The organism is Williamsia sp. DF01-3, assembly GCF_023051145.1.
In the GTDB taxonomy this organism is placed as follows: Bacteria; Actinomycetota; Actinomycetes; order Mycobacteriales; family Mycobacteriaceae; genus Williamsia.
Genome location: NZ_JALKFS010000005.1, coordinates 3,911,744 through 3,925,383, shown reverse-complemented (window position 1 = coordinate 3,925,383; position 13,640 = coordinate 3,911,744). Strand labels below are relative to the sequence as shown.

The window sequence follows — 13,640 nt, the reverse complement described above, 5'->3', positions numbered from 1 at the left end:
GACGTCAGGTCAGTTCGGCGGGGCGCTCGCCGGCGTCGAGCCGGGCGATCAGCTTCTTTGTCGCGACAGAGCGGTAGCTGGCATCGAGTAGTTCGGCCACCTCCGTCCAGTCCGGCCGTGCCGACAGGTCGATCCCCATCCATCCGTACGGTCCCACGTACGCCGGATAGAAGAATCGCGAGTCTTGTTCCAGTGCAACGCGTTCGGTCTGCTCCACTTTGAACAGCAGCGATTGCTCGAACTGCGGTCCGCCTTTGACCCCGCCGCCGTACATGCCGAACATCTTCCCGCCGCGGAACGTCGGGCGACCGTGTGCGATCTTCTCCGTCGCATCCGGGAACGCGAGTGCAATGGTGCGCAGTCGAATCAGGACCGGGTCGTCCTCGGAGTACATGATCGGGTGGGGCATGGCGACAGTCTAGAACCGGTGTCTGTTCGGGTGCCGGTGAAATGTTAGGTTGACCGGGCGTTGGTTTCCGTCGGTCATAGACCGGCGGATCGTAAGAGGGAATCCGGTGAAGATCCGGAACTGCCCCGCAGCGGTGAGTGGAAACGAACGCGGTCACCAGCACTGGGTGTGAGCCTGGGAAGCGACCGCCGGTAGGAGACACCGAACGTACGGTGTCATGTCCACGAGTCCGAAGACCTGCCAACGTGACCGCGCCGCCGGCGTGGTCGCCCGTCGACTCCGAGGGACACGGTTGACGCGGTGATGGTGTGCTCGCGCGCGCCTTCATTCGCTGACGCATGCGTACGGGTCGGTCGGCATCCGGTACAGCGGAAAGTGCGGCGATGCGCCCTCATTCGGTGACTGCGTTGGTGGTCGGGTTGTGTTCCGCGCTGGTCGCTGTGTCGGTGATGGCCCTCATGTTCGGTACCGTTCACGTTCCCTGGCGCGACACCACCTCGTTCCTCTGGGCCGAGTTGGTCGGAGGCGCAATATCCGCAGACGACGTGCCCAACTACCGGATAGTGGTCGATTCCAGAATGCCGCGACTGATCGTGGCAGTGTTCGTCGGCGCCGGACTCAGTGCTGTGGGTCTACTCGTTCAGGCGATGGTACGCAACGCATTGGCAGACCCGTATGTCCTCGGGATCTCCTCGGGAGCATCTGTGGGCGCGACAGCAGTTGTGCTGTTCGGCACTTTCGGTGCGCTGGGTATCTACGCGCTGAGTACCGCAGCGTTCCTGGGCGCCCTCGGTGCCACCGCCCTCGTTTATCTGATGGCGAGATCGGCAGCCGGATTGGTGCCTTTGCGGCTCGTGTTGACGGGAACCGCGCTCGGATACGGTTTCTCGGCGGTCACCACCGTGCTGATCTTCATGGCACCGCAAGGTGACGGTGCGCGCAGCGTGATGTTCTGGCTCCTTGGAAGCCTGTCGGGCGTCAGCTGGGGCATGGTTCCGCTGGTGGTGGTCGTCGCCGCGGTGGGAATGGTGTCCATCGCCCTGTGTGCGCGACGCCTGAACGCGTTGTCGATGGGCGACGAGGTCAGTGCCGCACTGGGACTGAACGCGTCGCGGTTCAGGATCTTCCTGTTCGTCATCGCGGCCGCCATGACGGGTTGTTTCGTGTCCGTCTGTGGCGCGGTCGGATTCGTCGGTCTGGTCGTCCCACACGTGGCGCGACTGCTGGTCGGCGCCGATCACCGGCGACTCATCATCGTGACGCCCTTGCTCGGCGCCGTCTTCCTCGTTTCTGCCGACCTGTTGTCACGCACGGTGGTTCCGCCACAGGAACTGCCACTGGGGGCGATCACCGCGGCAGTCGGGGTACCGGTGTTCGTGTTCTTGATGAAACGCCGTGATGCATCGATGGTGCAGATCTGATGCGCGTGCAGTTCGATCACGTGGACGTCGAGATCGGCGGCCGTCTGGTGGTGGGCGACATGAACCTGACCGTCGAGGCGGGTCAGTTCGTCGGGATCGTCGGGCCCAACGGCAGCGGCAAATCCACGACGCTGCGCTGTCTGTATCGGGCGTTGAAGCCGTCCGACGGTCATATCGTGGTGGGTGAGCGCGACATTCGTGCCATCAGCATGCGCGAGAATGCCCGTCAAGTGGCCGCGTTGACCCAAGACAACACCTTGCATTTCGACTTCACAGCGCGCGAGGTGGTCGCCACCGGGCGACTGCCACACAGCGGGATCGTCGCCCGCGACCGTGCCGCCGAAGACGAGGCCATCGGGGAGGCGATGGACAAGGCCGATGCCGGGGATCTGCGCTCGCGATTGTTCTCCTCTCTGTCCGGCGGCGAGAAGCAGCGCGTCCTGATCGCCCGTGCTCTGGCCCAGGAGCCACAGGTGCTCGTGCTCGACGAACCGACCAACCATCTCGACGTGCAACATCAACACGGCGTGCTCGGTGCGGCAAAAGGGTTGGGCATCACGGTGATAGCGGCATTGCACGATCTGAACTTGGCCGCGCAGTACTGCGACCGTGTCCTCGTGCTCGTCGACGGCGCGGTGGTGTGTGCCGGAACCCCTCACGAGGTCTTCACCGAAACCGTGATCAACCGGTGGTTCTCGATCGGCTGCCACATCGTCGCCCATCCCCGCCTCGGCGTTCCCCAGATCATCTTTGACGGTCTCAACAGGGCCGTCTCCGACGGGCACAAACCAGTGCCGAATTGCACACCCCACGCCCTTCACCACGAGGAGAGCTGAATGTACCGAAATCGCTGTGCCCTTGCGATGATCGTGATGGCGGTGGCAGTCAGCGCGTGTGGCGCCGACGTGGAGCCGAAGACCCCGTCCGGCGGCCCCACGGTGACGGTGACGAATTGCGGTGCACCACTGACGGTTTCCGGAGTGCCGACTCGGGTGGTGACCAATGACACCGGCATCACCGAGATGATGTTCTCGCTCGGACTGGCCGACCGGCTCGTCGGGTACACCACCTATCCCGGCAAAGAACGTGACGTGCAGACCTCGCCTTGGAAGGCGGATTTCGAATCGACCCCCGAACTGGGGGAGGCATTCACCCGGGAGATCGTGCAGGCGGCCGACCCCGATTTCGTCTTCGCCGGGTGGAATTACGGCTTCCGGGAGTCGACCGGCCTGACACCGGACTGGATCAAGCAGATCGGCGCCGTCCCGTACCAACTCACCGAGGCATGTCGACAGCCCGGAACAACGCGCCGAGGAATCATGTCGCCGTTCGATGCGCTCTATGCCGACTTGGAGAACCTCGGTGACATCTTCGGGGTCCGCGAGCGTGCGGACAACCTGGTGGAGGAGTACCGGAACGTCTTGCGCGGTGTGAACGCGGCTGTGCCGCGAGACCGTGATTCGGCCAGGGTCTTCCTCTTCGACAGTGCCGCCCCTGAACCCTTCACCTCGGGCAGAACCGCTGCACCACAACAGATCATCACCGAGGCCGGTGGCCGCAACATCTTCGATGACCTGAACGACTCGTGGACCACCACCTCGTGGGAGGCCGCCGCCCAGCGTGATCCCGAGGTCATCCTCATCGTCGACTACGGGGCGGGACCGTCCGATTCCGTTGCCGCGAAGATCCGTCAGCTCGAATCGCACCCGTTGATGTCGGGCTCGACCGCGGTTCGAGAGGGACACATCCTCGCGCTGCCCTACGCCGCCTTGGTGGAGGGCCCCAGGAACCCGCAGGCTGTGGTCACGGTGGGGGACTACCTGCGATCGATCGGCCGCTAGAGCCCTGCGGGGGCTCTACAGCGGAAGTCCATACTGACGAGTCGAACCCCGCGAGTCCGGTTTCGGTGTCAGCCCTCTGGACTATCTTCGAGGGGTGGCCAACAGTGCAGACATCAGTGAGCAGACGCCCGCGGAGCCGACTCCTTCTGCGGCCAGAGAGCAGTGGTCGCAGCTGGCCGAGGAGGTGCGTGACCACCAGTTCCGCTACTACGTGAAAGACGCTCCCGTCATCACCGACGGTGAGTTCGACACGTTGTTGCGCCGCCTGCAGGCCCTCGAAGACCAGTACCCGGAGTTGGCTGTCGCCGATTCGCCCACCAAGTTGGTCGGCGGCGGTTTCGCCACCGAGTTCAAGGCCGTCGACCATCTCGAGCGAATGATGTCGCTGGACAACGTGTTCGATGCCGACGAGATGCGCAGCTGGGTGTCGCGGGTGGAGGCTGACGCCGGCTCGGGCTTGGAAAATCTGTGTGAGCTGAAGATCGACGGCGTAGCCCTGGCCCTGGTGTACGAGAGAGGTGTCCTCGTTCGCGGCACCACACGCGGCGACGGACGTACCGGCGAGGACGTCACGCTCAACGCCAAGACCATCAACGACGTACCGCACCGACTCACGCCGTCCGACGACTACCCGATACCCGACCTGCTCGAGGTTCGCGGCGAGGTGTTCTTCCGAGTCGAGGATTTCGAGGCGCTCAACGCGTCGCTCGTGGAGGCGGGCAAGGCGCCGTTCGCCAACCCACGCAACTCTGCCGCCGGGTCCCTCCGCCAGAAGAACCCGCAGATCACCGCCAGAAGACGGCTGGGGATGATCTGCCACGGGCTCGGCCGGATCGACGGAACGCCGCCCAAGACTCTCCATGACGCCTATCTGGCGCTCGGTGCCTGGGGACTGCCGGTCTCCGAGCACACCACCAAACTCACGGGCGCCGATGCCATCCTGGAGAAGATCGCATATTGGGGTGAACACCGCCACGACGTCGAACACGAAATCGACGGGATCGTCGTCAAGGTCGACGACATCTCGCTCCAACGTCGGCTGGGGTCCACCTCGCGCGCGCCCCGCTGGGCCATCGCGTACAAATACGCCCCCGAAGAAGCGACCACCAAACTGCTCGACATCTTGGTCAATGTCGGACGCACCGGACGGGTCACTCCTTTCGCATCGATGAAGCCTGTTCTGGTGGCGGGCTCGACGGTCGGCATGGCAACGCTCCACAACGCGTCCGAGGTCAAGCGCAAGGGCGTCCTGATCGGCGATACCGTCACCATCCGGAAGGCCGGCGACGTCATCCCCGAAGTACTGGGCCCTGTGGTCGACCTGCGAGACGGCACCGAACGTGAGTTCGTGATGCCGACCCACTGTCCCGAGTGCGGCACCGAATTGGCGCCGCAGAAGGAGGGCGACGCCGACATCCGGTGTCCCAACAGCAGATCGTGCCCGGCCCAGCTGCGAGAGCGGCTGTTCCACATCGCCGGTCGCGGATCATTCGACATCGAGGCTCTCGGATACGAGGCTGCCACCGCTCTTCTGGGCTCCGGGGTGCTCGACAACGAGGGTGATCTGTTCAGCCTGACCGAGGACGATCTCCGCAAGACCACTTTGTTCACCACCAAATCGGGAGATCTCTCCGCGAACGGTAAGCGGTTGCTCGCGAACCTTTCTGCGGCCAAGAAGGTACCGCTGTGGCGGGTATTGGTCGGGTTGTCGATCCGGCACGTCGGCCCGAGTGCCGCACGCGCATTGGCCACCGAGTTCGGCAGCCTGGAGGCCATCGAATCGGCAACAGCCGAGCAGCTCGCCAGCGTAGAGGGTATGGGGAACACGTTGGCGCAGAGCGTCGCTGACTGGTTCACGGTCGATTGGCATCGTGAGATCGTCCGGAAATGGCGTGAGGCCGGTGTGCAGCTGGAGGACGAGCGCGACGCTTCCATCCCGCGCACGCTTTCGGGCTTGAGCATCGTGGTCACCGGCTCGCTGCAGGACTTCTCCCGCGACGGCGCCAAGGAGGCCATTCTGGTGCGCGGGGGCAAGGCGTCAGGATCGGTGTCGAAGAAGACGGCCTATGTTGTCGTCGGGGATTCGCCCGGCACCAAGGCGGACAAGGCCGAGCAGCTCGGCGTACCCATTCTCGACGAAGACGGGTTCAAAAAGCTTCTCGCAGAAGGGCCTCCGCCGGCAGACACCGACGAATCACCTGCCGACCTGGACGAAGGTGACCCGCCGCAGGACTGATGACGCGGCCGACCAGATCAGGGTTGTTTGAGCACCGTCGTCACGATCTTCGCGAGGTAGCCGATCCTGGCGATCTCGGACGGACGAAAGTCCGGGCCACCCGGTCGACCGAGGAGTAGCGCCTTGCCCGGTGACCCGATGGGTGCTGCGGCCAGCCGAGTGTCCATGTCGCGCCAGGACTGCGGTACCCACGGCGATTCGGGATCCAGCTCGGCCTCGTGGTCGATCGGCAGCCAACTCGCATCGGTGAGTTGGGTTTCCGGGGCACCAGAGCTCCCGAAGAGCTGGATCGCCCCGTTGGCGCCTGAGGTGATGATGGTGGCCCACGCAACCCGAAGAACCCGGGGCGCCGCCTCGACCAGGACCTGTAGCCGATCGCGGCCGGCGGCCGCGATCTCGTTGACCAACTCGAGTTCCCGGTGGGTCTCGAGGACGCCGGTGTACGGGCGGATCGAATCCACCCGCACACCATCAACCTTTTCTGCAGCAGTGATCAGGGTGTCGGGCAGCGAGCTGCGGGGAACCTCGACGACGATGTCATCGACTGCGTACCCTTCGCCGCGTTCGACAACGTCGAGCGAAAGGATGTCGGCACCGATCGAACCCAGGGAAACGGCCAGGAGGCCCAAGGATCCGGGTCGGTCCTGTAGGTAGACGCGCAGGAGATAGGACACGGTCGACATTCTCCCACCGCCACGTCGGCCCTGCCGTGTGGCGCGCCCTCAGTGGCCGGCGCCCAGTGGCCTGGCGATCAGGCCGGAGGAGTGGTCCCGGGGAGCGCCTCGACACCTACTGCGGTGCCGTACGCGCACACCTCGATACCGGTTCCACCGAACTCGGTGGTCTCGAACCGGAACGCCACCACGGCGTTCGCGCCGCGTTGTTGCGCCTCGGTCGCCAAGCGCTGCAGCGCTTCCTGGCGGCAATCGTGGAGTAGCTGTGTGACTCCCTTGAGTTCACCACCCGCCATCGCCTTGAAGCCGGCACCGAGGTTCGATCCGATGTTGCGTGACCGGACGGTCAGCCCGAAGCACTCGCCGAAGGTGTAGGTGATCCGGTAGCCGGGGATGTCGTTTGTTGTGACGATGATCATGAACGAGACGATACGTCGGCGACCCATCATCTGCCCGCCGGATATTCGCCTGATCACTACGCGGGCTCAGAGTTCGGGGCGGTAACCGGTCGGGCTCGATAATGACCGGATGGCAATCGACGATGCGCGCGATCATTCCGACGTGACCACGTCCGTGGCACGCCGGATCGAGCCTGATCGAGAACACGACTTCATCGCCTGGACCGACGCCGGAATCGCACTGGCCCGGACATTCCCGGGCTTCCTCGGCGGAGGGTGGTTGCGCTCATCGAAGGTCCCCGGCGAGTACTACGTCATGTACCGGTTCGAGAACCACGCGCAGGTCGACGATTGGGTGTCGTCGCCGGTGCGCAAGGCCTGGCTCTCGCGTGGGGAGGGGATCGCGGTGGAGTACGCCACCCATCGCCTGTCCGGCATCGAAGGATGGTTCGAGCCACAGTCCACGCTGACGCAGGCGGTACGCGTGATGGGCGCTCCGCCACCACGCTGGAAGCAGGCGATCACCATCTGGCTCGGCTTCTTTCCACTCAGTCTGGCGATCAACATCGGCATCATCGCCCACCTGGGGGACACGCCGCTGGTGGTGAAGACGTTGATCGCCACATTGGTGAGCACACCGCTGATGGTGTACCTGCTGCTGCCGTGGATCACCGCGCGACTCAAACGCTGGTTGTAGGGCTCGCGGCACCTGAGGCGCTCGGGGGACCGGCGCCGACTAGTCTGGACCGGGGTTCGGGCCGACATCATCGTGGGCCGCCCTCGAACAGAAAGGGTGCATCTCTCGTGTCTGCCATCTCGCGTGATGAGGTTGCGCATCTCGCCCGGCTGTCGCGGCTGGCGCTGACCGACGACGAACTCGACCACTACGCCGGTCAGCTCGATTCGATTCTGTCCCATGTCGCCAACATCTCGGAAGTCGCCGCGGCCGACATCCCCGGCACCGCACATCCGGCAGACATCGCCAACGTCTTACGGCCGGACACCATCGTGCCCAGTCTCACCACCGAGGAAGCCCTCTCGGGTGCACCTGCGGTCGAGCAGGGACGGTTCGCAGTGCCGCAGATCCTTGGAGAAGAACAGTGACCGCACCCACCCGCCAGTCCGGCGAGATCACCGGCCTGTCCGCCGCCCAACTGGCGGAGAAGATCCATGCCGGTGACCTGTCTGCCGTGGAGGTCACCAGCGCACACCTCGACCGGATCGCCGAGGTGGACGGTGAGCTGAACGCCTTCCTGCACGTCAATTCCGATGAAGCACTGCAGGCGGCCGCGGCCGTCGACAAGTCCATCGCTGCGGGCGAGTCCCCGGCATCGCCGCTTGCCGGTGTCCCGGTGGCCCTCAAGGACGTGTTCACGACCACCGACGCGCCCACCACCTGCGGTTCGAAGATCCTCGAGGGCTGGGTACCTCCGTACGATGCCACCGTCACCTCACGGCTGCGTGCTGCGGGCATCCCGATCCTCGGCAAGACCAACATGGACGAGTTCGCGATGGGATCATCCACCGAGAACTCGGCATATGGGGTCACCCGAAACCCTTGGGACACAACAAAGATCCCCGGCGGGTCGGGTGGCGGCAGCGCGGCGGCCCTGGCCTCGTTCCAGGCGCCGCTCGCCATCGGCACCGACACCGGCGGTTCTGTCCGTCAGCCGGCGTCGGTCACCGGGACCGTGGGCGTGAAACCGACATACGGCACCGTCTCGCGGTACGGGCTGGTGGCATGTGCCTCGTCGCTCGATCAGGGTGGACCGTGCGCGCGCACCGTGCTGGACACCGCGCTCCTGCACCAGGTGATCGCCGGGCACGACCCACGGGATTCGACGTCGATCGACCAGCCGGTCGGTAATATGGTCGCCGCCGCAAAAACCGGCGCTTCGCAAGACCTTTCAGGTGTCAAGGTCGGCATCGTCGCCGAATTGCAGGGTGACGGTTACCAGTCCGGCGTGCTGTCCTCGTTCAACGCGGCCGTGGAGTCATTGCGTGAGCGTGGCGCCGAAGTGGTCGAGGTGTCGTGCCCGCACTTCACCTACGCACTCGGTGCCTACTACCTGATCCTGCCGTCCGAGGTGTCCAGCAACCTCGCACGCTTTGATGCGATGCGGTATGGACTGCGGGTCGGCGACGACGGCAGCCACAGCGCCGAACAGGTGATGGCAATGACCCGCGCGGCCGGCTTCGGTCCAGAGGTCAAGCGCCGCATCATGATCGGAACCTACGCATTGTCGTCTGGCTACTACGATGCGTACTACGGTCAGGCGCAGAAGGTTCGCACGCTCATCGCCCGCGACTTCGCCAAGGCGTACGAGACCGTGGACGTTCTGGTGTCGCCGACCACTCCGACAACGGCGTTCGCGATCGGTGAGAAGGTCGACGACCCGCTGGCCATGTATCTCTTCGATCTCTGCACCCTCCCGGTGAACCTGGCCGGGAACTGCGCCATGTCGGTGCCGTCGGGCTTGTCCGAGGACGATGGACTGCCCGTGGGACTGCAGATCATGGCTCCGTCGATGGCCGACGAGAGGCTGTATCGCGTCGGCGCTGCCTACGAGGCGGCCCGAGGCCCGATCGTCTGACCCCCATTCCCCGATGATGTGCCCTTCTGGCGACGAAACCCCCAGGTGGGGTGCGCCAGAAGGCCACATCATCGGGGGCAGAAGGGGATGACGTGGCCCTGTTCGGTTCCGTACTGATGACCGTGACCGGCAGGAAACGACAGTGCCCCGATCAGGTCCGCGCTGGCCTGGACGAACCCGGCCACCGGTAGCCACGGTGGTGTCGGCAAGTCGTGGGTGATGCCGGACGCCAGCGCCGGCGGCTGCCAGATCAACCGCGGGGACCAGCGCACCACAGGATCCGATCCGTTGGCCAACACGGTGGTCGAAGGCGCCGACAGTGACGCTGTGCCCGCCGGGGCACCCGCGAGCACCGTGTGGCACAGCGCGCCGGAACGATTGTCCTGTGCCCATTGCCGTGCCGCGTCGGCGCCGACCGCACCCAGACTTTGACCGTAGAGGTAGATGTGCGGGCGGCTGGGCGAGGCCGACCGGTTGACGGCATCGATGAGCGCGGCCGTGACCGCGATAGCACTGTCGCGGGCGGGTGCGGAACTGGACAAAAAAGCCTGCCAAGACGGAATGTCGCTGTACTGCAGTGCAATAACTCCCACATCTCCGGCCATTCGCGACTCGATCCCGACCAGAGCGTCCGGGTCCACCCACCCCGATCCGGTGGGTACTGCGACCACCACCGCGCTGCGGTGCATCCCACCCGCTGCCTGCCAGCGTTTGACCAGATTCTGCGCGCGGTCGGTGACGTCGCGGGTGTCGAGTTCCCCGTAGACCCGTAGCGATGTGGATTGGGCGCCGACAGCGGTGAATTTGTGTGCCACAGACTCGCCTGCCCCCGCAGCACCGGCAGGTGACGGGGCGACCGACAGCGCGATGGCGGCAGCGAGCACTGCGCCGATCATGCGAATACGGGAAGGCAGGGCAACAGCCACGGCCACCACACCGGAGGGCGCGGCGGCCACGGCCACCCATCCGAGGTCGAGGGTTTCGGTGCCCAGAGCCCATCGCAACTCGAGTTGCCACCAGATCATCTGTACGAACATCGCAACGATGACCAGGCCCCCGGCGACGGCAGTGACCTTTCTCGCGCGCGCGGCCGGCCACGGGACGAAGCGGGACGCCAGCATGCCGATGAGGGCGCCGATGCCGGCGAAGGCCGCGAGTAGCACGCCCTGGATCAGTGATTCGCGGGGCAGCGAGCCGGGGGCCAAAGCGATTGCCGCGCCTGCTGTGGTGCCGGCCGTCACCAACGGGTGTGGCCACGTGCGTGCGTTCATGCCAGACCCACCAGAGATGCGAGCGACTCGCCACTGCGGACGAAGGTGGATGCAACGATCGCCGGGAAAGACTCCCGCGCGACCGGGGCGCCAGAGTGCTGACGCCAGGTGTTGAAGCTCAACCCCACCCGGGCGAGATCGGCGGCCCAATTGCATGCGGGATCGTCGCAGACCTCATGCATTCGCTCGGCGAGCATGGTGTCGAGTGCCACCCGAGCCCAACCGGCCAGCGGAACGCCGTTCTTGTCGGCGAGGCGCAGCAGGTCGTATCCGAAATCGTGTGTCTTGCATAGTGGTTCGAACCGGTCGGGCAACGGGATGGGTGATGAGCAGGCGCCCGCGGGATCGATCGGCATGTCATCGACCACCTCAGGCCGATAGCCCATCTCGGCCTCGAAGTCCACGGGCAGGACAGCGATCGCATCGGCGGGCCTCGGCCCTGTCAATGCCGCAATCGCCGCGCCGGCCGGGGTACGGATGTCGGCGGCCTCGGCGGGTGACATCCCCGGCGCGGAGGTGGCTGCGGCGGCGGTTGCCGGCCACAGACCCAACGCCACCACGAAGCAGATCACCAAGCTGGACAGGAAGATTCGATTGTGTACGGCTCGCATGGATTGAACGTAGGAATCGGGAGCACCCGGGCGCATCGGTCGTCGGACGCGTTGTCCGGTGGCTACAACGGGGTGCACCGGGGCTGCGCGTGCTACCTGCGGGTCGGCGCAGATCTCACTCTCAGGTATGGGGTCGGACGAGGAATGGGTGGCTACTGTCGAACCAATGAAACTGTGGACTGCTGCCGCCGACTATGTGGTCGACGAGGCCAAGAAACTGCCGATCACCGCCGACCCGGCGGTCATCGGATTCTTGAGTCGCAAGGTCAACATCTTCTTCACGCTCGTCGCACTCATCATGTACGCCATCGCGTGGCCCACTCTGGCCGTAACACATGACGTGCAGCCTGCGCTGATGCCCGTCGTCGCGGCGTTCGCGGCCCTCCCGATCATGCTGGGTTGGGCGAATCCCACACTGGGCTGGGCGATCTCGGTGGTGTCCTCGCAAGTCATCGGGCTGACCATCGATCGGCTCGACACCTGGAACTACTCCATCCAGGTGGTGCACTTCATCGAACTGGTGGTGCTCACGGTTCTCGCCTATCTCAAGGCGCCGCTACGTCTTCTGCCGGTGATCTGGCTGGTGTCGGCACTGGTGATGTTCTCGGTTGCACCGAGCGAGGCCGAGGTCGGCTGGGTGATCGGATTGGCTGTCGCCGGCATCATGTGCGTGCTGATCCGCATCATCGTGCGATCCCGTGCCCAACTCGCCCAGCAGACCAGACTGAAGGACACCGAGAAGTCGAAGAATGCGGTGCTCTCGGAACGGACCCGCATCGCTCGCGACCTCCACGACGTTGTGGCTCACCGGATGTCGGTGGTGGTGGTGCAATCACAGACCGCGAAATACCGGATCGAAGGTGTCGGCGACGCGGCTGCGGCCGAGTTCGATGCCATCGCCAACGTCGCACGCGAGGCCCTCGACGAGGTGCGCACCATGCTCGGTGTGCTTCGTCTCGAAGATGATTCGGCCGCCGATGCACTTGCACGCAACCCGAACCCGGGGTTGGCGCAGATCGACGGACTGATCTCCGCGACGAGGGGCGCGGGGATCGACGTCACGTATTACCCGGCCGTCGGCGCGGACGAGGTGGGTGACGCGTGTGCGTTGGTGGCGTACCGGATCGTGCAGGAATCGTTGGCGAACGCCACCCGTTACGCGGCGGGGTCGCAGGTGCGCGTCGATGTGTCGGTCAAGGGAACCGAACTCGCGGTGACCATTGCCAACACCGCTCCGACGGAACAACCCATCGGGCTCGATTCTGAAGGTGGACTGGGCATTCCGGGAATGATCGAGCGGGCCAAGGCTGTCGGTGGTGTGCTGTCCGCAGCGCCGCAACCCGACGGTGGGTTTGTTGTGCAGGCACGCCTGCCGATTCGGGCGCCGGGTGTGGTCGATGATTCGGGACAGTCGGGTCTGCAGTCCGGGATGGTGGAAAAGTAGGCTGTCGACGTGTCGATCACGGTCTTCATTGCGGACGATCAAGCAATGGTTCGACAGGGCTTCGGTGCCCTGCTCGCCGCACAGTCCGACATCTCGGTGGTCGGGGACGCGCCGGACGGCAAGGCCGCGGTGGCGGCGGTCCGTCAGCTCCACCCGGACGTGGTGCTGATGGATGTGCGCATGCCCGTCCTCGACGGCCTCGCAGCAGCTGAACAACTGCTCTCCGGACCGGCAAAGGTGTCCAGCAAAGTCCTGATGCTCACCACCTTCGACATCGACGACTACGTCTATCAGGCCCTGCGGATCGGTGCCTCAGGCTTCATGCTCAAAGATGCGCCGGCCGAAGAGCTGGTGCGGGCGGTCCGCGTGGTGGCAGCCGGTGACGCACTGCTCGCACCGTCGGTGACCCGTCGGCTGATCGCCGAGGTGACCAGTAGACAACGCCCTCGCCGCGCCCCGTCGAGCGAACTCTCCGGGTTGACCCCTCGCGAACGCGAGGTGCTCGAGCAGGTGGCCGAGGGCAAATCGAACGCCGAGATCGCCACCCATCTCTTTGTGGCCGAGCAGACGGTCAAGACCCATGTCAGCAACTTGCTCTCGAAGTTGCAGCTGCGCGACCGCGCGCAAGCGGTCGTCTATGCCTACGAAAACGGCGTGCGCTGAGCCGGAGCTTGCATTCGGTTGCACAATTGAAGCCAGTGGCGCCCGCAGAGCGCGTGCTGTCCGAGCAGAGATGACAGT

Annotated in this window: 14 protein-coding genes and 1 riboswitch; of the genes, 9 read left to right on the top strand and 5 right to left on the bottom strand. The window is 65.0% G+C overall.

All coding sequences use genetic code 11. The features are described 5' to 3' along the window. Positions 1-4: 4 nt before the first annotated feature. Positions 5-409 carry an MmcQ/YjbR family DNA-binding protein gene (locus tag MVA47_RS20600; protein ID WP_247209674.1) on the bottom strand — a complete coding sequence of 135 codons (405 nt, stop codon included), beginning with the start codon at positions 407-409 and terminating at the stop codon, positions 5-7. Positions 410-453: 44 nt separating this feature from the next. Continuing rightward, positions 454-669, top strand: a riboswitch (cobalamin riboswitch). A 123-nt stretch (positions 670-792) separates the two neighbouring features. On the opposite strand from MVA47_RS20600, the gene MVA47_RS20595 reads away from it, so the two are divergent. The 4 genes from MVA47_RS20595 (at position 793) to ligA (ending at position 5,907) form a co-directional block, all read left to right on the top strand. Next, positions 793-1,830 (top strand): iron ABC transporter permease, encoded by a 1,038-nt coding sequence (locus tag MVA47_RS20595; protein WP_247209673.1) that lies wholly within the window; start codon positions 793-795, stop codon positions 1,828-1,830. Beyond that, complete coding sequence (locus MVA47_RS20590; RefSeq protein WP_247209671.1) at positions 1,830-2,666, top strand: ABC transporter ATP-binding protein; 837 nt, start codon at positions 1,830-1,832, stop codon at positions 2,664-2,666. The genes MVA47_RS20595 and MVA47_RS20590 overlap by 1 nt, the downstream gene beginning before the upstream one ends. After that, positions 2,667-3,671, top strand: a complete 1,005-nt coding sequence (locus MVA47_RS20585) for an ABC transporter substrate-binding protein (RefSeq protein WP_247209669.1) — start codon at positions 2,667-2,669, stop codon at positions 3,669-3,671. 94 nt (positions 3,672-3,765) lie between these two features. Beyond that, positions 3,766-5,907 carry an NAD-dependent DNA ligase LigA gene (ligA, locus tag MVA47_RS20580; RefSeq protein WP_247209668.1) on the top strand — a complete coding sequence of 714 codons (2,142 nt, stop codon included), beginning with the start codon at positions 3,766-3,768 and terminating at the stop codon, positions 5,905-5,907. 17 nt (positions 5,908-5,924) lie between these two features. On the opposite strand, the gene MVA47_RS20575 is transcribed toward ligA, so the two are convergent. Beyond that, on the bottom strand, positions 5,925-6,590 hold the full coding sequence (locus MVA47_RS20575; protein WP_247209666.1) for an amino acid-binding protein: 666 nt from the start codon (positions 6,588-6,590) through the stop codon (positions 5,925-5,927). 68 nt (positions 6,591-6,658) lie between these two features. Then, positions 6,659-7,000 (bottom strand): YbjQ family protein, encoded by a 342-nt coding sequence (locus tag MVA47_RS20570; protein WP_030172081.1) that lies wholly within the window; start codon positions 6,998-7,000, stop codon positions 6,659-6,661. Positions 7,001-7,109: 109 nt separating this feature from the next. On the opposite strand from MVA47_RS20570, the gene MVA47_RS20565 reads away from it, so the two are divergent. From MVA47_RS20565 to gatA, 3 genes are all read left to right on the top strand, one after another. Continuing rightward, positions 7,110-7,676 (top strand): antibiotic biosynthesis monooxygenase, encoded by a 567-nt coding sequence (locus MVA47_RS20565; RefSeq protein WP_030172078.1) that lies wholly within the window; start codon positions 7,110-7,112, stop codon positions 7,674-7,676. Positions 7,677-7,783: 107 nt separating this feature from the next. Continuing rightward, positions 7,784-8,083, top strand: coding sequence for an Asp-tRNA(Asn)/Glu-tRNA(Gln) amidotransferase subunit GatC (gene gatC, locus MVA47_RS20560; protein WP_030172075.1), 300 nt, complete (start codon positions 7,784-7,786; stop codon positions 8,081-8,083). Then, positions 8,080-9,573 carry an Asp-tRNA(Asn)/Glu-tRNA(Gln) amidotransferase subunit GatA gene (gene gatA, locus MVA47_RS20555; RefSeq protein WP_247209664.1) on the top strand — a complete coding sequence of 498 codons (1,494 nt, stop codon included), beginning with the start codon at positions 8,080-8,082 and terminating at the stop codon, positions 9,571-9,573. The genes gatC and gatA overlap by 4 nt, the downstream gene beginning before the upstream one ends. Before the next feature lie 68 nt (positions 9,574-9,641). Here gatA and MVA47_RS20550 read toward each other — a convergent pair whose 3' ends face one another. Together MVA47_RS20550 and MVA47_RS20545 are read right to left on the bottom strand one after the other, a co-directional pair. Further along, a complete protein-coding gene (locus MVA47_RS20550; RefSeq protein WP_247209662.1) occupies positions 9,642-10,844 on the bottom strand; it encodes an alpha/beta-hydrolase family protein in 1,203 nt (400 codons plus the stop codon). Next, complete coding sequence (locus MVA47_RS20545; RefSeq protein WP_247209660.1) at positions 10,841-11,455, bottom strand: hypothetical protein; 615 nt, start codon at positions 11,453-11,455, stop codon at positions 10,841-10,843. Before MVA47_RS20545 ends, MVA47_RS20550 begins: the two co-directional genes overlap by 4 nt. 166 nt (positions 11,456-11,621) lie before the next feature. On the opposite strand from MVA47_RS20545, the gene MVA47_RS20540 reads away from it, so the two are divergent. Together MVA47_RS20540 and MVA47_RS20535 are read left to right on the top strand one after the other, a co-directional pair. Further along, on the top strand, positions 11,622-12,899 hold the full coding sequence (locus MVA47_RS20540) for a sensor histidine kinase (RefSeq protein WP_247209658.1): 1,278 nt from the start codon (positions 11,622-11,624) through the stop codon (positions 12,897-12,899). A gap of 9 nt (positions 12,900-12,908) precedes the next feature. Further along, positions 12,909-13,562: a response regulator transcription factor gene (locus tag MVA47_RS20535; protein WP_247209655.1), complete on the top strand. Its 654-nt coding sequence runs from the start codon at positions 12,909-12,911 to the stop codon at positions 13,560-13,562. The last annotated feature ends 78 nt before the right edge of the window (positions 13,563-13,640 follow it).